21 protein-coding genes and 1 tRNA gene are annotated in these 20,991 nt (G+C 65.1%); 19 read left to right on the top strand and 3 right to left on the bottom strand.

The genetic code is table 11. The annotated features are described in order from the left end of the window. Positions 1 to 104: 104 nt before the first annotated feature. The gene (locus RT688_RS01930; protein WP_313703167.1) at positions 105 to 1,523 is read right to left on the bottom strand and encodes a pitrilysin family protein; all 1,419 of its coding nucleotides are present in this window, start codon (positions 1,521 to 1,523) and stop codon (positions 105 to 107) included. A gap of 11 nt (positions 1,524 to 1,534) precedes the next feature. Next, entirely contained in the window at positions 1,535 to 2,926 is a 1,392-nt protein-coding gene (locus tag RT688_RS01925) for a pitrilysin family protein (protein ID WP_313703166.1), read from the bottom strand. A gap of 354 nt (positions 2,927 to 3,280) precedes the next feature. On the opposite strand from RT688_RS01925, the gene RT688_RS01920 reads away from it, so the two are divergent. From RT688_RS01920 to RT688_RS01910, 3 genes are all read left to right on the top strand, one after another. Next, positions 3,281 to 4,048, top strand: coding sequence for a GIN domain-containing protein (locus RT688_RS01920; protein ID WP_313703165.1), 768 nt, complete (start codon positions 3,281 to 3,283; stop codon positions 4,046 to 4,048). Between the two features lie 175 nt (positions 4,049 to 4,223). Beyond that, positions 4,224 to 4,832, top strand: a complete 609-nt coding sequence (locus tag RT688_RS01915) for a tetratricopeptide repeat protein (protein ID WP_313703164.1) — start codon at positions 4,224 to 4,226, stop codon at positions 4,830 to 4,832. Positions 4,833 to 4,848: 16 nt separating this feature from the next. Then, the gene (locus RT688_RS01910; protein WP_313703163.1) at positions 4,849 to 5,115 is read left to right on the top strand and encodes a hypothetical protein; all 267 of its coding nucleotides are present in this window, start codon (positions 4,849 to 4,851) and stop codon (positions 5,113 to 5,115) included. A gap of 11 nt (positions 5,116 to 5,126) precedes the next feature. Here RT688_RS01910 and RT688_RS01905 read toward each other — a convergent pair whose 3' ends face one another. After that, positions 5,127 to 6,488 carry an SGNH/GDSL hydrolase family protein gene (locus tag RT688_RS01905; protein ID WP_313703162.1) on the bottom strand — a complete coding sequence of 454 codons (1,362 nt, stop codon included), beginning with the start codon at positions 6,486 to 6,488 and terminating at the stop codon, positions 5,127 to 5,129. A gap of 268 nt (positions 6,489 to 6,756) precedes the next feature. On the opposite strand from RT688_RS01905, the gene RT688_RS01900 reads away from it, so the two are divergent. From RT688_RS01900 to nuoL, 16 genes are all read left to right on the top strand, one after another. Beyond that, positions 6,757 to 7,737, top strand: a complete 981-nt coding sequence (locus tag RT688_RS01900) for an NAD(P)H-quinone oxidoreductase (protein ID WP_313703161.1) — start codon at positions 6,757 to 6,759, stop codon at positions 7,735 to 7,737. A gap of 287 nt (positions 7,738 to 8,024) precedes the next feature. Continuing rightward, entirely contained in the window at positions 8,025 to 8,774 is a 750-nt protein-coding gene (gene tpiA, locus RT688_RS01895; protein ID WP_313703160.1) for a triose-phosphate isomerase, read from the top strand. Positions 8,775 to 8,813: 39 nt separating this feature from the next. Then, positions 8,814 to 9,275, top strand: coding sequence for a preprotein translocase subunit SecG (secG, locus tag RT688_RS01890; protein ID WP_313703159.1), 462 nt, complete (start codon positions 8,814 to 8,816; stop codon positions 9,273 to 9,275). A 288-nt stretch (positions 9,276 to 9,563) separates the two neighbouring features. Next, positions 9,564 to 9,648, top strand: a tRNA-Leu gene (locus RT688_RS01885). Positions 9,649 to 9,841: 193 nt separating this feature from the next. Next, positions 9,842 to 10,201, top strand: coding sequence for an NADH-quinone oxidoreductase subunit A (locus tag RT688_RS01880; RefSeq protein ID WP_312549978.1), 360 nt, complete (start codon positions 9,842 to 9,844; stop codon positions 10,199 to 10,201). 3 nt (positions 10,202 to 10,204) lie between these two features. Continuing rightward, positions 10,205 to 10,681 carry a NuoB/complex I 20 kDa subunit family protein gene (locus RT688_RS01875; RefSeq protein ID WP_020654624.1) on the top strand — a complete coding sequence of 159 codons (477 nt, stop codon included), beginning with the start codon at positions 10,205 to 10,207 and terminating at the stop codon, positions 10,679 to 10,681. Between the two features lie 16 nt (positions 10,682 to 10,697). Next, complete coding sequence (locus RT688_RS01870; protein WP_313703158.1) at positions 10,698 to 11,291, top strand: NADH-quinone oxidoreductase subunit C; 594 nt, start codon at positions 10,698 to 10,700, stop codon at positions 11,289 to 11,291. Beyond that, a complete protein-coding gene (locus RT688_RS01865; protein ID WP_313703157.1) occupies positions 11,291 to 12,544 on the top strand; it encodes an NADH-quinone oxidoreductase subunit D in 1,254 nt (417 codons plus the stop codon). Before RT688_RS01870 ends, RT688_RS01865 begins: the two co-directional genes overlap by 1 nt. 21 nt (positions 12,545 to 12,565) lie before the next feature. Then, positions 12,566 to 13,045, top strand: coding sequence for an NADH-quinone oxidoreductase subunit NuoE (gene nuoE / locus RT688_RS01860; protein WP_313703156.1), 480 nt, complete (start codon positions 12,566 to 12,568; stop codon positions 13,043 to 13,045). Continuing rightward, positions 13,042 to 14,337, top strand: a complete 1,296-nt coding sequence (gene nuoF / locus RT688_RS01855) for an NADH-quinone oxidoreductase subunit NuoF (RefSeq protein WP_313703155.1) — start codon at positions 13,042 to 13,044, stop codon at positions 14,335 to 14,337. Before nuoE ends, nuoF begins: the two co-directional genes overlap by 4 nt. 20 nt (positions 14,338 to 14,357) lie before the next feature. Then, positions 14,358 to 16,700: an NADH-quinone oxidoreductase subunit NuoG gene (gene nuoG, locus RT688_RS01850; protein WP_313703154.1), complete on the top strand. Its 2,343-nt coding sequence runs from the start codon at positions 14,358 to 14,360 to the stop codon at positions 16,698 to 16,700. Beyond that, on the top strand, positions 16,700 to 17,785 hold the full coding sequence (gene nuoH, locus RT688_RS01845) for an NADH-quinone oxidoreductase subunit NuoH (RefSeq protein WP_313703153.1): 1,086 nt from the start codon (positions 16,700 to 16,702) through the stop codon (positions 17,783 to 17,785). Before nuoG ends, nuoH begins: the two co-directional genes overlap by 1 nt. 14 nt (positions 17,786 to 17,799) lie before the next feature. Next, positions 17,800 to 18,288 carry an NADH-quinone oxidoreductase subunit NuoI gene (nuoI, locus tag RT688_RS01840; RefSeq protein ID WP_313703152.1) on the top strand — a complete coding sequence of 163 codons (489 nt, stop codon included), beginning with the start codon at positions 17,800 to 17,802 and terminating at the stop codon, positions 18,286 to 18,288. Positions 18,289 to 18,309: 21 nt separating this feature from the next. Continuing rightward, positions 18,310 to 18,975 carry an NADH-quinone oxidoreductase subunit J gene (locus tag RT688_RS01835; protein ID WP_313703151.1) on the top strand — a complete coding sequence of 222 codons (666 nt, stop codon included), beginning with the start codon at positions 18,310 to 18,312 and terminating at the stop codon, positions 18,973 to 18,975. Continuing rightward, positions 18,972 to 19,280: an NADH-quinone oxidoreductase subunit NuoK gene (nuoK, locus tag RT688_RS01830; RefSeq protein WP_312549994.1), complete on the top strand. Its 309-nt coding sequence runs from the start codon at positions 18,972 to 18,974 to the stop codon at positions 19,278 to 19,280. The genes RT688_RS01835 and nuoK overlap by 4 nt, the downstream gene beginning before the upstream one ends. Before the next feature lie 35 nt (positions 19,281 to 19,315). After that, the coding region (gene nuoL / locus RT688_RS01825) for an NADH-quinone oxidoreductase subunit L (RefSeq protein WP_313703150.1) at positions 19,316 to 20,991 on the top strand (1,676 nt) is incomplete at its 3' end.

Below are 20,991 nucleotides of genomic sequence, written 5' to 3'. Positions count from 1 at the left end.
GTGCCCACGCGGTCTTTCGTGTCCCGGCATAACCCGAACGCCACATGAAAAACGCCCGCACGAGGCGGGCGTTCGAACCGGACGAAATCGTCCGTATTGGCTCCTTACTTGTCGGTGACGGTGAACTCGCCGAACTGCTTGAGCTGCTCGCCCACCGCGGCCGGGTCGCCGACCACGACGATCGACTGCTTCTCCGGCGCGAAGTACTTCGCCGAGACCTCGCGCACCTGTTGCGGGGTGACCTTCTGGATCAGCGGGACGTACTGGCCGAGGAATTCCGGCGGCAGGCCGACCAGCCAGTTCTGGGCCAGGGTGGTGGCGACCGAGCGCTGCAGCTGGTTGCCGATCAGGTAGCCGCCGGCGACGTAGCGCTTGTTCATCGACATCTCGTCGGCCGGCACCGGCTCGGAGCCGATGCGCTTGTACTCCTTGAAGTACTCGTCCAGGGCCGCGCCGGTGACTTCGTTGCGCACGTCGGCGCCGCCGACGATGGCGCCGCCCGCGCGGCTCATGCGCGCGCCGGCCGAGGCGCCGTAGGTATAGCCCTTTTCCTCGCGCAAATTGATGTTCACGCGGCTCGAGAAGCCGCCGCCGAGGATGGTGCTGGCCAGGCGCAGCGGCACCTGGTCGGCGGCGCTGGCGGCAATCCCCGGGCCGCCGATGCGGATGGTCGACTGCACGCTGCCGGCGCGCGGCAGCAGGATGCGGGCCGGCTTGGCGCTGGCCGGGACCGGGGCGACGTCGGCCAGGGCCGGACCTTGCGCCTTCCAGTCGCCGAAGGCCGCCTGGGCCAGCTTCATCGCCTCGGCATCGCTGATACGCCCCGTGACGACCAGCAGCGCGCGGTCGGGGCGGAAGCGCTTCGCGTGTTCGGCGCGCAGCAGCTCCTGGCTGACCGAGTTGATCGCTTCCGCGGTCGGGTCGGTGTGGCCGTAGGGGTGATCGCCGTAGACGGCCGCGTTGATGGCGCGCTCGGCGCGGAAGCGCGGCGTGGTCTCGGACACGCGCAGCGCCTGCAGCGCATTGGCCTTGGCCAGTTCGACTTCCTTGGCCGGGAAGGACGGTGCGCGCGTGACTTCCGCCAGCAGCGACATCATCTCGCCGGCGTGCGAGGCCAGGGCGTTGGCCGAAACCACGATGCCGTCGGCCGCCGGGCCCGCGGCCACCGAGCCGCCCATGCCCTGGGCCGCTTCGGCGATCGCGCGCGAATCGCGTTTCGCGCTGCCTTCGTTGAGCATGCCGGCCAGGATGCTGGCGAAGCCCGGGTGGGCCTTGTCGTCGGCGGCATAGCCGGCGCCGCGCATGGCCAGCACGAAGTCGACGCGCGGCAGGCCCTGGCGCGGCACGACCCAGACGGTCATGCCGTTGGCCAGGGTCTTCTTGACGATTTGCGGCGTCGGGATCGGCTTGTCCTTGCCGTAGGCCGGCATCGGCAGCGATTTCGCGGAAGCGGTGGCATCGGCGGCAAAGGCTACAGGGGCGAATGCCATCGCGACGGCGAATGCGAGCATCAGTTTTTTCATCGATGCGCTCCTTATTTTTTATCGCCCGCAGCCGGTGCGGCCGGGGCTGCAGCCACTGCCGCTTTCGCGACGGGCTTGCGGTCAATGACGGTGCGGTTGTTCTTCACCAGGTAGGTGGCGGCGACGCGCTGCAGGTCGGCGGACGTTACGCCCTCGATCCAGCCGGGGATCTTGTTGACGACGTTGGCATCGCCCCACAGGGTCTGCAGCTTGGCCAGGGTGTCGGCGCGATTGATGAAGGACTCGAGCGAGTTGTTCCAGTCGGCCAGCATGCGGGTCTTGACGCGCTTGAGCGTCGCCTCGTCGACGCCGTCGGTGACGACTTTCGCGACTTCCTCGTCGATCGCGGCCAGCACGGCGTCGGCGTTGCTGGTCGGCTTGTAGAGCGCGAACACGGTCAGCAAGGTCGGGCCGTCGTAGGTCCACGGGTCGACCAGGCCGAACAGCGAATCGACGTTCAGCGCGATCTCGCGGCCCTTGACCAGGCCCTGGTACAGGCGCGAGGCGTCGCCGCCGGCCAGCAGTTCGGCCAGCACGGCCATCGGCGCCTGGTCGCGGCTGCCGCGTTCCGGGATCTTCCAGGCCGCCGCGATCGCCGGCACCTGGGCCAGCGCGTCGGTCTGCTCGATGCGCTTCTCGGTGTTGTTCATCGGCTCGGAGAAGTCGCCGCTCTTCGGCGTCGGGCGCGCCGCGATGGAACCGAAGTACTTCTGCGCCAGCGCGAAGCCCTGGGCCGGGGTCACGTCGCCCGAGATCGCCAGCACCGCGTTGTTCGGGCCGTAATAGTCGCGGTGGAAGGCGCGCACGTCGTCCAGGCTGGCGCCTTCGAGGTCCTCGAAGCTGCCGTAGCCGTCGTGGTTGTTTTCCCACTTCTGGAAGGCGTGCTGGCTGATGTCGATCCACATGAAGCCGCCGTAGGGCTGGTTCTTCACGTTCACACGGATCTCTTCCTTGACCACGTCCTGCTGGTTCTTCAGCGTCTTCTCGTTGAAGTCGAGGGTCTTCATGCGGTCCGCTTCCAGCCACAGGATCGGCTCCAGGGCCGACACCGGCGCGGTCTCGATGTAGTTGGTGAAGTCGGGCCGGGTCGAGCCGTTGTTGCGGCCGCCGCCGGCGGTGATGGTTTTATCGAACACGCCCTTCGGCGCGTTCGGCGTGCCCTGGAACATCAGGTGTTCGAACAGGTGCGCGAAGCCGGTGCGGTTGCGCGGCTCGAGGCGCATGCCGACGTGGTAGACGACCGAGACGCCGACGGTGGGCGAGCTGTGGTCTTCGGAGACGACCACGGTCATGCCGTTGTCGAGTTTTTTCACATGGACCGGCAGGTCCCACTTGTCGGACGTCGCCGCGAGGGCGGACATCGACAAGCCGAGCCCGGCCAGCAGGACGGGAAGTTGGCGCATGCGCATTGATGACCTCAATAAATGGCTGGAACAAAAAAGCGGCCGCGCCCTGGGACGCGGAGCAATCCATCTTAACGCAAAGACATGCCAAAAAGTAATTTTTTGCATATGCATGTGGGCGTAAAACAGCGCCCATCCTGCGGCCTGTCGGCGCATTCTGCGGTCTGTCGCATTCCATGCCGAACCGGCGGCAGCGGGCGCTATAGTGCGGTCATTGTCAGTCGTGCCAGATTGCTTGAGTACAAATTTTTACTGGAGCAAGGCGGGGCTTGCTGGTAGTGTTGCGGCTGCATGTCATTGTATTGACGAGGCGGCAACACAAGAAGACACTGGAAACGGATACGGAGTATGTTCATGCACAAGTTTTTCAAGTTCGCCCTCGCGCTGTTCGGCCTGCTGGCACTGGTGCGCCTGGCGGCGGCCGCGCCCGAGACGGCGGACGAAACCCGCGCCATCGACGCCCGCGTGGTGCGCGTCAAGCTCGACGGCCTGGTCGACCTGCGCATCCGCCAGGGCAGCCCGGCGGTGCTGGTGCTGCGCGGCGACCCGCGCTGGTTGGAGAAACTGACCACGATGCAAAGCGGCGACACGCTCCACATCGGCACCGAAGTGCGCGGCGTGCGCCTGCAGCGCTCCAGCGCGCTGCGCGCCGAACTGGTGCTGCCGCAGCTGCGCGAGGTGAGTTCGGAAAGCGTCGGCACGACCGAGATCACGGGCTTCTCCGGCGACGAGCTGGAGCTGTCGCTGGACGGCGCCGGCTCGATGACCGTGAACGCCAATTACCGCCTGATCAGCGCCAGCCTGGGCGGCGTCGGCAGCATGAAGCTGGCCGGCATGCAGAGCGAGGGCATCGAGCTCGACCTGCAGGGCGCCGGCTACGTGACCCTGGCCGGGCGCAGCAAGTGGCTCAAGGCCGAGCTGGCCGGACTGGGCGGGCTCGATGCCCAGCAGTTCACCGCCGAGAGCGTGACGCTGGAGCTGTCGGGCCTGGGCAACGCGACCGTGACGGCGCAGCAGAATGCGAACCTGAACCTGTCGGGCATGGGCTCGGTCACAGTCTACGGCAAGCCGCTCAACCGCAAGGTCAGTGTCGACGGGCTGGGCAAGGTGAGCTGGAAATAATGATGGTGGCGCCAGCGACGCGCCGCAACGGAACAAGGGTGGGCTACGAGCGCCTGACAAAACCTTCAGGGCAAGGCGCGTCGTCGAAGACAGTACGAGCGTACGGCGAGACGATGCAACGCAGCCATGGAGGTTTTGTCAGGCGCTCCAAGAGACCGGTACCACGCACGAGACAATGAAAAAATATACCGTAGCGATCCTGCTTGCGCTCGGCCTGCTCGGCCCGGCGCATGCGGGTTTTCCCGAGGGAGCAAGCGCCTACAACGCGCGCAACTATGCGCTGGCGATGAAGGAGATCGCGCCGCTGGCGCGCGCCGGCAATCCCGACGCCCAGCACCTGCTGGGCTTGATGTACTACATGGGCCGCGGCGTCGCCCGCGACTACAAGCAGGCCTTCGGCTGGCACCTGAAGGCGGCCCAGCAGGGCAAGGCCGACGCCCAATACGTGGTCGGCGCCATGTACTACACCGGCAACGCCGTGCCGCAGGACCAGAAGCACGCCGTCACCTGGTTCCGCAAGGCGGCCGAGCAGGGCCATGGCGAAGCCCAGCACGCGCTCGGGCTGATGTACCGCTACCACGTCGCCGGCGTGCCGGCCGACCCGGTGATCGCCTACATGCTGTACAACCTGGCGGCCGCCAGCGGCCACCAGAATGCCGTCAACCAGCGCGCGGCGATCGCCAGGACCATGACCCAGGAGCAGATCGAGGAGGCCCAGGCCTTGTCGCGGACCTGGAAGGTGGGCACAAGCTTGCCGACGCAATCGAAGACGGGGAGCAACTGAGCGATAGGGGCGGGACATGCGATTCAATATCTACGGCCGCTTCCGCTTGGAGGTACGGCGCGAGCAGGGCCGCTGGATGGCCTACCGGCTCACCTCGGGCACGCGCGTGCCCGAAGACGAACTCGTGATCCCGGCCGAGCTCGCGGAGGACGAACTGGCCATCTACCTCGACGACATCTTCCACGAACTGGCGGGGCCGGGGCAGTCCATCGAGGTGGTGGCTGCCGGCGCCCCTGCCGCGGCCACACCGCCAGCCAGGCCACCGGTGCAGCCGCAGGACTGATACAACCAGTCTCACTTCACCTTTTCCAATTTCAGCGGCGCCGCAGTCGCCGCTCCCAGCGCGCGGAACAGCGTCAGCGGCACGGCATTGCCCATCGCCTGGTAACCCAGGTCGCTCGGGTGCAGGTGGTCGCCGCTGTCGAAGGCCGGCAGGAAGCGGCTCGGATGGGCCGGGTCGCGGGTGGCGAGGTCGAAGTCGATCACGCCGTCGAACTCGTCGGTCGAGCGGATCCAGCTGTTCACTGCCTGGCGCACGACTTCCTTCTCGGGCGAGTAGTAGCCCGCGCCTTCGAAGGGCGTGAGCGTGGCGCCGAACACGGCGATGCCTTTCGCGTGGGCGCGCGCGATCACCTGGCGGTAGCCGGCGATCAGGTCCTCGGCCGTCACCGGGTTGGCCGGCGAGCTGTTGCCGATGTCGTTGATCCCGATGAGCAGGGTCATGTACGTGACGCCGGCGGTCGCGAGCACGTCGCGGTCGAAACGCTCCAGGATGCTGCGCCCGGCCAGCGGGTTCGTCGCGTCGGCCAGCAGGCGGTTGCCGCTGATGCCGCGGTTGACCACGCCCAGGCGGCCGTTCAGGCCCAGCACCGGATCGCGCACGGTCTGCAGGCGCCGCGCCAGCCAGTCGGGCCAGCGGTTGTTGGTGTCGACCGTGCTGCGGGTGCCGTCGGTGATCGAGTCCCCCAGGGTGACGATGGCCGGGCCGGCGCTGTCGACGTCGACCTCGGTCAGGAAGGGCCAGGCCGTGATGGTGCGCTGCACCGGCAGGGTGGCGGCGGCCGTGAAGTCGCCCGGCAGCGAGACGTAGTTGGTCTGCAGGCCGGTGTTGTGGATCGTGGCCGCTTCCACCGTGCCCGGCAGGTAGAGGCTGACGGCGAGGTCGCCCAGCGCCGGCACGTTCAGCTCGACCGGGTCGGACAGCACCGGCGCGCCGGGCGGGATCACGATCGCGGTGCGGCCGCTGAAGGTGAGCACGCGGTCGGTGCCGGGCGCGATGTCGGAGCCCGAGGCGCGCACGCCGATGCGGGCGGCGCCGATCCGCAGCGGGGTGCTGCCGAACTCGTTCGAGACGCGGATGCGCACGCGGTTGCCGCCGATGCTGGTGCGGACGATCAGGCGCAGGGTCTGGTCGGTGAAGACCTGGGCGGTGCCGGCTGCCGGCGGGCCGGCCGGGCCGGTGCCCCAGGTGCCGGTCCAGCGCTCGGTGGTCCAGTCCTGGGCGCCGGCCGGCGGGCCGGGCAGTGCCAGGGCGGTGGCGAGCAGCGCGCCGGCCAGCAGCATGCCGCGGCGCGGGCGATCGACGGGGAGTGCGTCGGAAAAGGTGGCCGCGGCACGTCGCAGCCAATCGGACAGGGAGGACGGAATCAGTTGCATGATCGTTCCTTTGCTTATTGGTGGAAACGGCTTGAATGCTTCAGCACGCGTCTTCCAATCTATGCGGCGCGCATGGGGGCGGCAAGGTGGCTACGGATGAGTTCGTTGTGCTAGCTCTAAAGTTCCCCAAAAAGCTCATGCATTAAAGAATTTGTTTGCGTTTGAGCACAAAAAACGGAGATACATTCGCCGCTGAGCAACAGATGAGGATGGGAACGCCGAATGCGGGCTTGCCGTACAATTGTCCTTTTCTCAAGAGGAGGCGGAAATGCGCGCAATCGAAATTACGCAACCGGGCAAGCCGGAGGTGCTGCGGCCGTGCGAGCGGCCGCTGCCGGAACTGAAGGCGGGCGAGGTGCTGATCCGCGTGCACGCGGCCGGCATCAACCGGCCCGACGTGCTGCAGCGCATGGGCCACTATCCGGTGCCGCCGGGGGCCTCCGACCTGCCGGGGCTGGAAGTGGCGGGCGAGATCGTCGACGGTGAGCTCGGCGACAGCGGCTTCAAGAAAGGCGACATGGTCTGCGCCCTGGTGCAGGGCGGCGGCTATGCCGAATACTGCGCGGCGCCGCTGGCGCAGTGCCTGCCGGTGCCGGCAGGCTTGAGCGCCGTCGAGGCGGCCTCGCTGCCGGAAACCTTCTTCACGGTCTGGACCAACGTGTTCGACCGCGCCGGTTTGTCGGACGGCGAAACCCTGCTGGTGCAGGGCGGCACCTCGGGCATCGGCGTCACCGCGATCCAGCTGGCCACGGCCCGCGGGCACCGGGTGTTCGCCACGGCAGGCAACGACGAGAAATGCCGGGCCTGCGAGGAACTCGGCGCCGAGCGCGGGATCAATTACCGGACCGAGGATTTCGTGGCGGTGGTAAAAGAGCTGACGGCCGGGAAGGGCGTCGACGTCGTCCTCGACATGGTCGCCGGCGACTACGTGGCGCGCGAGATCGACTGCCTGGCCGACGACGGCCGCATCGCCCTGATCGCGCTGCTCGGCGGCGCCAAGGCGAACGTCGACCTGGGGCAGGTGCTGCGCCGGCGCCTGAGCATCAGCGGCTCGACCCTGCGCCCGCGCCCGGTGGCCTTCAAGGGCGCGATCGCGCAGAAGCTGCGCGAGCAGGTGTGGCCGCTGTTTGCGCAGGGGAAGATCAAGCCGGTGATCTACAAGACCTTCCCGCTCGAGCAGGCGGCCGAGGCGCATGCGCTGATGGAGTCGAGCACGCACGTGGGGAAGATCGTGTTGCAGGTGGTTTGACCGCGGTGTCGTTTGGCGCTGCGGATGAGCAAATGCAGGTTGGACGCGTGGACGGGAAACCCGTCCACCCTACGGCCCTCCGAATCGAGCCGGCGTTCCGCGAGCCAGCGTAGGGTGGACGGCTATGCCGTCCACGCGTTCGACGAACAGCGCCGCAATCGCGCACCGGTCTTCGTCACTGAACCATACCGGTTTCATTGACGGCCTTTTAACACACCCGCTCAGCCATTGTTTGACCGCCCCCTGAACGGGGGCTAGAATAGCGGGTTATTTGACTGTGGGGTTTTATGCGTCCCAAACTCGTCGTAGGTAACTGGAAGATGAACGGCAGCCGCGCGGCCAACGCGTCGCTGCTCGCTGGAATTGTCGCCGGACTGGACAACGCAAACGCCACGTGCGCCGTGTGCGTGCCGGCTCCTTATCTGCAGCAATGCGCGGACACCCTGGCGGGCGGCAGGCTGGCCTGGGGCGCGCAGGACGTATCGGTCCACGCCAGCGGCGCCTACACGGGCGAAGTGGCGGCCTCGATGCTGCTTGACTTCGGCTGCAGCTACGTGATCGTCGGCCACTCGGAGCGGCGCGCCTACCATGGCGAGACCGACCAGGTCGTGGCGCAGAAAACCCTGGCCGCGCTGAACGCGGGCCTGACGCCGATCGTCTGCGTGGGTGAAACCCTCGAGCAGCGCGAAGCGGGTCAAACAAATGTTGTAGTTGGTCGACAATTGTCGGCCGTGCTGGAGCTGCTTGACGTCGACGCCGCCGCGCGTATCGTGGTCGCCTACGAGCCGGTATGGGCGATCGGCACCGGCAAGACCGCCACCCCGGCGATGGCGCAGGAAGTGCATGCCCAGCTGCGCAGCCAGCTGCGCGAGCGCAGCGCCGCGGCCGGCGAGCGCGTCGCCATCCTGTACGGCGGCAGCATGAAGCCGGACAACGCGGCCGAGCTGATGGCCCAGGGCGACATCGACGGCGGCCTGATCGGCGGCGCCGCACTGAAGGCGGCCGACTTCCTGGCGATCATCGGCGCCGCGGCCTAAAAGAATTTGCAACGTAGTTAAACTTGGAATGGAACTGTAATGAACGTGTTGTTCAATCTTGTTATTGTCGTGCAGGTCATCTCGGCCCTGGCCATCATCGGCCTGGTACTGCTGCAGCACGGTAAGGGCGCCGACATGGGCGCCGCTTTCGGCTCGGGTGCGTCGGGCAGCCTGTTCGGCGCCAGCGGTTCGTCGAACTTCCTGTCGAAGTCGACGGCCGTGGCCGCTGCGATCTTCTTCGCGTCGACCCTGGCCCTGGCCTACATGGGCAACACCCGCACCGTCGCCACCAGCGGCGGCGTGATGGAGCGCATGAACAACAACGCCGGCTCGGCCGTGCCGAACGCCACCACCCCGGCCGCACCGGTGAACGACGTTCCTGGCGCACCGGCTGGCGTGCCGGCCGCCCCGGCGGCTCCTGCAACGGCGCCGGCCGCCGACGTGCCGGCCGCTCCGGCCGCCGACGTCCCGGCAGCTCCGGCTCCGGCAGGCCAGAAGTAATCGTAGTATGCTTATGCGCGCGCCGGCTGGTGCGCGCGACGCGGTTGGCCAGGGTTGGCCGCGGGGCAGGGCCGGCAGCGGCTCCTGCCCATGAAGTGAAGGCCCTTGCGGCCTTGCAGTACCCCCGGCGGCGCCGAAAATTGCGGTCCAACGGGATTCTCGAACTGGCAATTTGTGTTTGGCTTCATGCAATGCAAAAAAGTTTGAGAAAAACCGGTTTTTTCCTTGCGCCACCTCAATTTGTGCATTGAAAGAAGGTGTTAAGGCAGGGTATAATACTGGTCTCCAGCCGACGTGGTGAAATTGGTAGACACGCTATCTTGAGGGGGTAGTGGCGCAAGCTGTGCGAGTTCGAGTCTCGCCGTCGGCACCAAGATACAAAAAAGCCAGCAAGGGCGATGAGCAACCGCTCTCCAGCCTGCGCTGGCTTTTTTACGAGGATCAGTCGTACGGTCCTGGTAGCAGGGCGAAGTATCGATGTGGGTACTTTACGGCCAGGATTGCGCGATACGGCGCTGCAGGCAATGCAGTGGTTTCATTAACCGATCGTTCAAATAGGCTTCATCGTGAACCTCGAAAATTACTTCCCCGTCCTTCTCTTCATCCTGATCGGCGTCGGTGTCGGCGTCGCACCCCAGGTGCTCGGCTACCTCCTCGGTCCGAACCGTCCCGACGCTGCCAAGCTCTCTCCTTACGAATGCGGCTTCGAAGCCTTCGAAGATGCCCGCATGAAGTTCGACGTTCGCTACTACCTGGTGGCGATCCTGTTTATTTTGTTTGATCTGGAAACGGCATTCTTCTTCCCATGGGGCGTCTCGATGCGCGAACTGGGCTGGACCGGGTTCATCACGATGATGGTGTTCATCGCCGAATTCGTCGTCGGTTTCTGGTACATCTGGAAGAAAGGTGCCCTTGATTGGGAATAAGCCATGGCTATTGAAGGCGTATTAAACGAAGGTTTCATTACCACCACAGCCGATAAGCTGATCAACTGGGCGCGCACGGGATCGATGTTCCCGATGACGTTTGGCCTGGCCTGCTGCGCGGTCGAGATGATGCATGTGGGCGCGGCCCGCTATGACCTCGACCGTTTCGGTATTGTGTTCCGCCCCTCGCCGCGTCAGTCCGACGTGATGATCGTCGCCGGCACGCTGTGCAACAAGATGGCGCCGGCGCTGCGCAAGGTGTACGACCAGATGGCCGAGCCGCGCTGGGTGATCTCGATGGGTTCCTGCGCCAACGGCGGCGGCTACTACCACTACTCGTACTCGGTGGTGCGCGGCTGCGACCGTATCGTGCCGGTCGACGTCTATGTCCCGGGTTGCCCGCCGACGGCTGAAGCCCTGCTGTACGGCATCATGCAGCTGCAGAACAAGATCAAGCGCACCAACACGATCGCGCGTTAACACTGCCGGATTCACCATGACGACAAAACTCGAAGTCCTCCAACTCGCCCTCGAAAAAGCACTGGGCGAGGGCGCCGCCATTTCGACGGCGCTCGGCGAAGTGACCGTGGTGGTCAAGGCCGCCGATTACCTGCGCTCGATGCAGATCCTGCGCGACGACCCGTCGCTGAAGTTCGAAGAACTGATCGACCTGTGCGGCGTCGACTATTCCCAGTACGGCGAAGGCACCTGGGACGGCCTGCGTTTCGCGGTCGTTTCGCACCTGCTGTCGATCGAACACAACTGGCGCGTGCGCGTGCGCGTGTTCTGCCCGGACGATGAGATGCCCCTGGTCGAATCGGTAACAGGCATCTGGCGCGGCGCCAACTGGTACGAGCGCGAAGCCTTCGACCTGTACGGCATCCTGTTCGACGGTCACGGCGACCTGCGCCGCATCCTGACCGACTATGGCTTCATCGGCCACCCGTTCCGCAAGGACTTCCCGATCTCGGGCTACGTCGAAATGCGCTACGACCCCGAACAGAAGCGCGTGATCTACCAACCCGTGACGATCGAGCCGCGTGAAAACATTCCGCGCGTGATCCGCGAAGAAACCTACGGGATGAAATAATGGCTGAGCTTAAGAATTACACCCTGAACTTTGGTCCGCAGCACCCGGCAGCGCACGGCGTGCTGCGTCTCGTGCTGGAACTGGACGGCGAAGTGATCCAGCGCGCCGACCCGCACATCGGCCTGCTGCACCGCGGCACCGAGAAGCTGGCGGAAACCCGCACCTACCTGCAGTCGGTTCCCTACATGGACCGCCTCGACTACGTGTCGATGATGTGCAACGAGCACGGCTACGTGCTGGCCATCGAGAAGCTGCTCGGCATCGAGGCGCCGATCCGCGCCCAGTACATCCGCGTCATGTTCGACGAGATCACGCGCCTCCTGAACCACCTGATGTGGCTCGGCGCGCACGCGCTCGACATCGGCGCCATGGGCCCCTTCCTGTACGCCTTCCGCGACCGCGAAGACCTGTTCGACGTCTACGAGGCGGTCTCGGGCGCGCGCATGCACGCGGCCTACTACCGTCCGGGCGGCGTCTACCGCGACCTGCCGGACACCATGCCGCAGCACAAGGAATCGATCATCCGCTCGAAGCAGGCGATCGCCAAGCTGAACGAAGACCGCCAGGGTTCGGTGCTCGACTTCATCGAGGCATTCACGGAGCGCTTCGACGGCTACGTCGACGAGTACGAAACCCTGCTGACCGACAACCGCATCTGGAAGCAGCGTACGGTCGGCATCGGCGTGGTCACGCCGGAAGCGGCGAAGGCCATGGGCTTTACCGGCGCCATGCTGCGCGGCTCGGGCATCGCCTGGGACCTGCGCAAGACCCAGCCCTACGCCGTCTACGACAAGCTCGACTTCGACATCCCGGTCGGCACCAACGGCGACTCCTACGACCGCTACCTGGTCCGCGTGGAAGAGATGCGCCAGTCGAACCGCATCATCAAGCAGTGCATCGCCTGGCTGCGCGTGAACCAGGGTCCGGTCATGGTCGACAACTACAAGGTCGTCCCGCCAAAGCGCGAAGACATGAAGTCGAACATGGAATCGCTGATCCACCACTTCAAGCTGTTCACCGAAGGCTTCCACGTGCCGGAAGGCGAAGCCTACGCCGCGGTCGAGCACCCGAAGGGCGAATTCGGCATCTACATCGTGTCCGACGGCGCCAACAAGCCGTACCGCCTGAAGATCCGCACGCCCGACTATGCCCACCTGCAGAGCCTGGACGAGATGGCCCGCGGCCACATGATCGCCGACGCCGTCACGATCATCGGTACGCAAGACATCGTTTTCGGCTCCATTGACCGATAAGTCCGAAAGGCAGAAAAGATTATGTTGTTATCTGAGCAGTGCTATAAAAAAATCGACCGCGAGCTGGCCAAGTACCCGGCCGACCAGCGCCAGAGCGCCGTGATGGCCTCGCTGGCCCACGCCCAGGTCGAACTGGGCTGGCTGTCGCCCGAAACCATGCAGGAAATCGCCGACTACATCGGCATGCCGGCCATCGCCGTGCAGGAAGTGGCGACCTTCTACAACATGTACAACACCCGTCCGGTGGGCAAGCACAAGATCACCGTGTGCACCAACCTGCCGTGCGCGCTGTCCGGCGGCGAGCGCGCCGCCAAGCACCTGAAAGACAAGCTCGGCGTCGAATTCCGCGGCACCACCGAAGACGGCCAATTCACCGTCCTCGAAGGCGAGTGCATGGGCGCGTGCGGCGACGCACCGGTCATGCTGGTGAATAACCACCGCATGTGCTCGTTCATGAGCAACGACAAGATCGACGCCCTCGTTGAGGAACTGAAGAAATGACCAGCCTGCACGACCGTCACATCAATCCGCTGATCCTGAAGGACCTGAACGGCGAGAACTGGCACCTGGAAGACTACGTCAAGCGCGGCGGCTACTCGGCCCTGCGTCGTATTCTGGAAGGCAAGATTGCGCCGGAACAGATCATCGCCGACCTGAAGACCTCGGGCCTGCGCGGCCGCGGCGGCGCCGGTTTCCCGACCGGCCTGAAGTGGAGCTTCATGCCGCGCCAGTACCCGGGCCAGAAATACCTCGTCTGCAACACCGACGAAGGCGAGCCGGGCACGTTCAAGGACCGCGACATCATCCGCTACAACCCGCACGCGCTGATCGAAGGCATGGCCATCGGCGCCTACGCGATGGGCATCACCGTGGGCTACAACTACATCCACGGCGAGATCTTCCAGGAATACCTGCGCTTCGAAGAGGCGCTGGAAGAGGCGCGCGCCGCCGGCTTCCTGGGCGATAACATCATGGGTTCGGAGTTCAGCTTCCAGCTGCACGCCCACCACGGCTACGGCGCCTACATCTGCGGCGAAGAAACCGCGCTGCTGGAGTCGCTGGAGGGCAAGAAGGGCCAGCCGCGCTTCAAGCCGCCGTTCCCGGCCTCGTTCGGCCTGTACGGCAAGCCGACCACGATCAACAACACCGAGACCTTCGCGGCCGTCCCGTTCATCCTGAACATCGGCGCCGAGAACTACATGGGCCTGGGCAAGCCGAACAACGGCGGCACCAAGATCTTCTCGATCTCGGGCGACGTCGAGCGTCCGGGCAACTACGAGGTCCCGCTGGGCACCCCGTTCGCCAAGCTGATGGAGCTGGCCGGCGGCATGCGCGGCGGCAAGAAGATCAAGGCCGTGATCCCGGGCGGTTCGTCCGCGCCGGTGGTCCGCGGCGACGTCATGATGGACACCGACCTGGACTACGACTCGATCGCGAAAGCCGGTTCGATGCTCGGTTCGGGCGCCGTCATCGTCATGGACGAGACGCGCTGCATGGTCAAGTCGCTGCTGCGCCTGTCCTACTTCTACTACGAAGAATCCTGCGGCCAGTGCACGCCGTGCCGCGAAGGCACCGGCTGGATGTACCGCATGGTGCACCGTATCGAACACGGCCAGGGCCGTCCGGAAGACATGGACCTCTTGAACTCGGTCGCCGACAACATCCAGGGCCGCACCATCTGCGCGCTGGGCGATGCTGCCGCGATGCCGGTTCGCGCCATGATCAAGAACTTCCGCGAGGAATTCGAATATCACATCGAGCACAAGCACTGCCTCGTGCCCACTTACCTTTAAGCCAGGTCAGGTAACGACAAATGGTTGAAATTGAATTAGACGGCAAGAAAGTCGAAGTCGCACCAGGTTCCATGGTGATGGACGCCGCAAACAAACTCGGGACCTATATCCCGCACTTCTGCTATCACAAGAAACTGTCGATCGCAGCGAACTGCCGCATGTGCCTGGTCGAGGTCGAGAAGGCCCCGAAACCGCTGCCGGCCTGCGCCACCCCGGTTTCGCCGGGCATGATCGTGCGCACCCACAGCGACAAGGCCGTGCACGCGCAGAAGTCGGTCATGGAGTTCCTCTTGATTAACCACCCGCTCGACTGCCCGATCTGCGACCAGGGCGGCGAATGCCAGCTGCAGGACCTGGCCGTCGGTTACGGCAAGGGCAACTCGCGCTACCAGGAAGAAAAGCGCGTGGTGACCCCGAAGGAAGCCGGCCCGCTGATCTCGATGGAAGAGATGAGCCGCTGCATCCAGTGCACCCGTTGCGTACGCTTCGGCCAGGAAGTGGCCGGCGTCATGGAATTCGGCATGCTGGGCCGCGGCGAGCACTCGGAAATCACCACGTTCGTGGGCAAGACCGTCGACTCGGAAGTGTCGGGCAACATGATCGACCTGTGCCCGGTCGGCGCGCTGACCAGCAAGCCGTTCCGCTACTCGGCGCGTCCGTGGGAACTGCAGCGCCGCCGCTCGGTCTCGCCGCACGACTCGCTGGGCACCAACCTGATCGTCCAGGTCAAGGGCGGCAAGGTCATGCGCGTGCTGCCGCTGGAAAACGAAGCCATCAACGAATGCTGGCTGTCGGACAAGGACCGCTTCTCGTACGAAGCCCTCGACAACGCCGACCGCCTGATCAACCCGATGATCAAGCAGGGCGGCGAGTGGATCGAGACCGATTGGCAGACCGCGCTGGAATACGTGGCCCACGGCCTGCGTAACATCCGTCACGAGCACGGCGCGGACAGCATCGCCGCCGTCGGCACCGCCCACTCGACCGTCGAGGAACTGTACCTGCTGCAAAAGGCCATGCGCGGCTTCGGCGTCGAGAACGTCGACTTCCGCCTGCGCCAGGCCGACTTCGCCCTGGACGGCGCCGTCACCCCGTGGCTGGGCATGCCGATCGCCGAGCTGTCGAACCTGAAGCGCGCCTTCGTCATCGGTTCCTTCCTGCGCAAGGACCACCCGCTGGTCGCCACCCGCCTGCGTACCGCGGTGAAGGCCGGCGCCAAGCTGTCGATCTTGCACGCGACCGACGAGGACAACCTGATCCCGACCGCGAACAAGATGATCGCCGCGCCGGGCGACTGGCTGGCCGCGCTGTCGGAAATCGTCTCGGCCGTCGCCGCCGCCAAGGAAACCGCGGCCCCGGCCGGCTTCGAGAACGTCCAGGCCGGCGACGCCGCGAAAGCCATCGCCGCTTCGCTGGTCGCGGTCGGCGCCGAGCTGCCGGGCGCGATCCTGCTGGGTAACTCGGTCACCCACCATCCGGACGCATCGAAGATCCACGCTGCCGCCCAATGGATCGCCAACGCCACCGGCGCCAGGTTCGGCTACTTCGTCGAAGCGGCCAACACCGTCGGCGGCTACCTGGTGAACGCCGTCTCGGCCAAGGCTGCCGACCTGTTCAGCGTACCGAAGAAAGCTTATGTGCTGCTTAACGCCGAGCCGGAACTGGACGCCGCCAACCCGCAGCAAGCCCGCGCCGCCCTGAACGGCGCCGAGATGGTCGTCGCCATGTCGCCGTTCAAGCACGGCCTGGACTACGCCGACGTGCTGCTGCCGATCTCGCCGTTCAGCGAGACCGCCGGCACCTTCGTCAACTGCGAAGGCCGCGCACAGAGCTTCAACGGCACCGTGCGTCCGCTGGGCGAGACCCGTCCGGCCTGGAAGGTGCTGCGCGTGCTGGGCAACCTGCTGGGCGTGTCGGGCTTCGACTACGAGAACTCGGAATCGATCCGCGACGAAGCGCTGGGCAAGGGCGTGTTCGACCACGCCGCCAAGCTGAACAACGTGGCCAAGCTGGCGCCGAGCGCCGCCACGCGTTCGGAAGAGGCCGGTTCGCTGCAGCGCATCGCCGACGTGCCGATCTACTTCGCCGACGCCATCGCGCGCCGCTCCGAGCCGCTGCTGCGCACGGCCGACGCCAACGCGCCGCTGGTGCGCCTGCCGGCGGCACTGGCCGAGAAGCTGGGCGTGAAGGCCGGCGACGCGGTCAAGGTCACCCAGGGCATTGGGTCGGCCGTGCTGGTCGCCGACGTCGATGCACGCCTGCCGGCGAACGTCGTGCGCGTGGCCGCCGCTCATCCGGCAACCGCGACGCTGGGCGCAATGTTCGGCACCATCAACATTGAAAAAGCAGGGGAGGGCAAGTAATGGCAACGCCCGGTTTTATCGATAACATCTATGCCAGCGGCGACGCGCTGCTGGGACCGACCGCATGGACCCTGGTCTGGACCGTGGTCAAGATCCTGTGCGTGCTGCTGCCGCTGATGGGCCTGGTCGCCTACGCCACCCTGTGGGAACGCAAGCTGATCGGCTGGATCCACATCCGCCTCGGCCCGAACCGCGTCGGTCCGGGCGGCCTGCTGCAGCCGATCGCCGACGCGGTCAAGCTGCTGGTCAAGGAGATCGTGATCCCGACCCGCGCCACCACCAAGCTGTTCATCCTGGGCCCGATCATGACCATCATGCCGGCCCTGGCCGCCTGGTCGGTCGTGCCTTTCGGTCCGGAAGCGGCGCTGGCCAACGTCAACGCCGGCGTCCTGCTGCTGCTGGCGATCACCTCGATCGAGGTGTACGGCATCATCATCGCCGGCTGGGCCTCGAACTCGAAGTACGCCTTCATGGGCGCCATGCGCGCCTCGGCACAGATGATTTCCTATGAAATCCCGATGGGCTTCGTGCTGGTCGTGGTGCTGATGGTCTCGGGTTCGCTGAACTTCTCGGACATCGTGCTGGGCCAGGACCGCGGCATGTTCGCCGACATGGGCCTGAACTTCCTGTCGTGGAACTGGCTGCCGCTGCTGCCGCTGTTCTTCATCTACTTCATCTCGGGCCTGGCGGAGTGCAACCGTCACCCGTTCGACGTGGTGGAAGGCGAGTCGGAGATCGTCGCCGGCCACATGGTGGAATACTCGGGCATGTCCTACGCCATGTTCATGCTGGCCGAATACGCCAACATGATCCTGATCGGCACCCTGGCATCGATCATGTTCCTGGGCGGCTGGTACGCACCGTTCGCCTTCCTGGAATTCGGCGGCGCCTTCGGCGGCTTCTTCTGGCTGTTCGTGAAGATGTTCCTGATGGTCTCGGCGATGGTCTGGGTCCGCGGCACCTTCCCGCGCTACCGCTATGACCAGATCATGCGCCTGGGCTGGAAAGTGTTCATCCCGGTGACCCTGGTCTGGCTGGTGCTGGTTGCGACCATCATGCAGACGTCCTGGAATATTTGGAAGTAAGGAAGCGCATTCAAATGAACCGTATTAAAGAAATCTTCGGCAGCCTGATGCTGACCGAGCTGTTCAAGGGTCTGGCGCTGACCGGCAAATATGCCCTGTCGCGCAAGATCACCGTGCAGTACCCGGAAGAGAAGACGCCGATGTCGAACCGCTTCCGCGGCCTGCACGCGCTGCGCCGCTACCCGAACGGGGAAGAGCGCTGCATCGCCTGCAAGCTGTGCGAAGCGGTGTGCCCGGCCATGGCGATCACGATCGAGTCGGCGCAGCGCGAGGACGGCACCCGCCGAACCACGCGCTACGACATCGACCTGACCAAGTGCATCTTCTGCGGCTTCTGCGAAGAGTCCTGCCCGGTCGACTCGATCGTGGAAACCCACGTGCTGGAATACCACGGCGAGAAGCGCGGCGATCTCTATTACACCAAAGAGATGCTGCTGGCCGTGGGCGACCGCTACGAGGCCGACATCGCCGCCGCCCGCGCGGCCGACGCCAAGTACCGATAACAAGAAGAGGCCCGGTTAGTCATGGAATTTACAACTGTTTTGTTCTACGTGTTCGCGGCCATCATGGTGCTGTCCGCGCTGCGCGTCATCACCGCCAAGAACCCCGTGCACGCGGCGCTGTTCCTGGTGCTCGCGTTCTTCAACGCGGCCGGTATCTGGATGCTGCTGAAGGCCGAGTTCCTGGCCATCGTGCTGGTCCTGGTCTACGTCGGCGCCGTCATGGTGCTGTTCCTGTTCGTCGTCATGATGCTCGACATTAACATCGACCGCATGCGCGAAGGCTTCCTCGGCTACCTGCCGATGGCCCTGATCATCGGCGCCGTCATCGTGCTGGAAATGGCCGCCGTGCTGTGGAACGGCTACAGCGGCTTCGCCCAGAGCCCCGAGGCGGCCGCCATGAACATCGGCGGCACCCGCGAGCTGGGCCGCCTGATCTACACCCGCTACATCTACGGCTTCGAGATCGCGGCCGTGATCCTGCTGGTGGCGATCATCGCCGCCGTGGCGCTGACCCTGCGCAAGCGCAAGGACAGCAAGGCCATCGACCCGGGCGCCGCCGTCCGCGTCAAGCGCAACGACCGCCTGCGCGTCGTCAAGATGGATGCCGTGAACCAGCGCGCCATCGACGAAGCCGCCGTGGCCGCCGCCGCTGCCGCCGCAGCGCAGAACAAGGAGCAGAACTCGTGACTTTATCGCTTGCACACTACCTGGTCCTGGGCGCGATCCTTTTCGCGATCTCGATCATCGGTATTTTCCTGAACCGGAAGAACATCATCATCCTGCTGATGGCCATCGAACTGATGCTGCTGGCAGTGAACCTGAACTTCATCGCCTTCTCGCATTACCTGGGGGATGCGGCGGGGCAGATCTTCGTGTTCTTCATCCTGACCGTCGCGGCCGCCGAATCGGCGATCGGCCTGGCGATCCTGGTGGTCCTGTTCCGTAACCTGGACACGATCAATGTGGAAGACCTCGACAGCCTCAAGGGCTGATGGGTTCGGATAAACAATAACGATTAAGGTTCAACATGGCGGGGCAACTCTCTTCCTCAATGTTACTGGCGGTGCCCTTGGCGCCGCTCGCAGGCTCGGCGATTGCCGGCCTGCTCGGCACCAAGTTCCTTGGTAACGTGGTCGGCCGCAAGGTCTCCCACACCGCAACCATCCTGGGCGTGGCTGTAGCGCTGGTCATCTCGGTGATGACCCTGATGGCCGTCCTCGACGGCGCCAGCTTCAACCAGGACATCTACACCTGGATGACCGTCGGCTCGGTGAAACTGGCCGTCGGCTTCCAGATCGACGCGCTGTCGGCAATGATGATGTGCGTGGTGACCTCGGTGTCGCTGATGGTCCACATCTACACGATCGGCTACATGGCCGAGGACGAAGGCTACAACCGCTTCTTCTCGTACATCTCGCTGTTCACCTTCGCGATGCTGATGCTGGTCATGTCCAACAACTTCCTCCAGCTGTTCTTCGGCTGGGAAGCGGTAGGCCTGGTCTCGTACCTCCTGATCGGCTTCTGGTACACCCGTCCGACCGCGATCTTCGCCAACATGAAGGCCTTCCTGGTCAACCGCGTCGGCGACTTCGGCTTCATCCTCGGCATCGGCCTGCTGCTGGCCGCGTCGGGCTCGATGCAGTACACCGACGTCTTCGCGCAAGCGGACAAGCTGGCCGGCATGACCGTGCCGGGCATCGGCTGGCCGCTCCTGACCGCCGCCTGCATCTGCCTGTTCATCGGCGCGATGGGCAAGTCGGCGCAGTTCCCGCTGCACGTCTGGCTGCCTGACTCGATGGAAGGCCCGACCCCGATCTCGGCACTGATCCACGCCGCGACCATGGTTACCGCCGGCATCTTCATGGTGTCGCGCATGTCGCCGCTGTTCGAGCTGTCGGACGGCGCGCTGTCGTTCATCATCGTGATCGGTTCGATCACCGCGCTGTTCATGGGCTTCCTGGGCATCATCCAGAACGACATCAAGCGCGTCGTCGCTTACTCGACCCTGTCGCAGCTGGGCTACATGACCGTCGCCCTGGGCGCGTCGGCCTACTCGGTGGCCGTGTTCCACCTGATGACCCACGCCTTCTTCAAGGCGCTGCTGTTCCTCGGCGCCGGTTCGGTCATCATCGGCATGCACCACGACCAGGACATGCGCAACATGGGCGGCCTGCGCAAGTACATGCCGATCACCTGGATCACCTCGCTGCTGGGTTCGCTGGCCCTGATCGGTACCCCGTTCTTCTCGGGCTTCTACTCGAAGGACTCGATCATCGAGGCCGTGCACGCGACCAACATCCCGGGCGCAGGCTTCGCGAACTTCGCGGTGCTGGCCGGCGTGTTCATCACCGCCTTCTACTCGTTCCGCATGTACTTCCTGGTGTTCCATGGCGAATCGCGCTGGAACAAGCCGCAGCCGCATAGCCACGGCCACGACTCGGATGCGCACAACGAGGAAGACGCGCACGACGACCACGGCCACCACCATGGCCTGCAGCCGGGCGACAAGCCGCACGAGTCGCCATGGGTCGTGACCCTGCCGCTGGTCCTGCTGGCGATCCCGTCGGTCATCATCGGCTACCTGGCGATCGGTCCGATGCTGCACGGCGACTTCTTCAAGGACGTGATCTTCGTCGGCGAGAACCACACCGCGATGGAAACCCTGCGCGAAGAGTTCCACGGCGCCGCCGCGATGGCGATCCA

The sequence above is a fragment of the Massilia sp. genome, assembly GCF_032106685.1.
Classification (GTDB): domain Bacteria; phylum Pseudomonadota; class Gammaproteobacteria; order Burkholderiales; family Burkholderiaceae_D; genus Telluria.
Note: the sequence above shows the minus strand (reverse complement) of the source record. Positions and strands in the feature narration are given on the sequence as shown.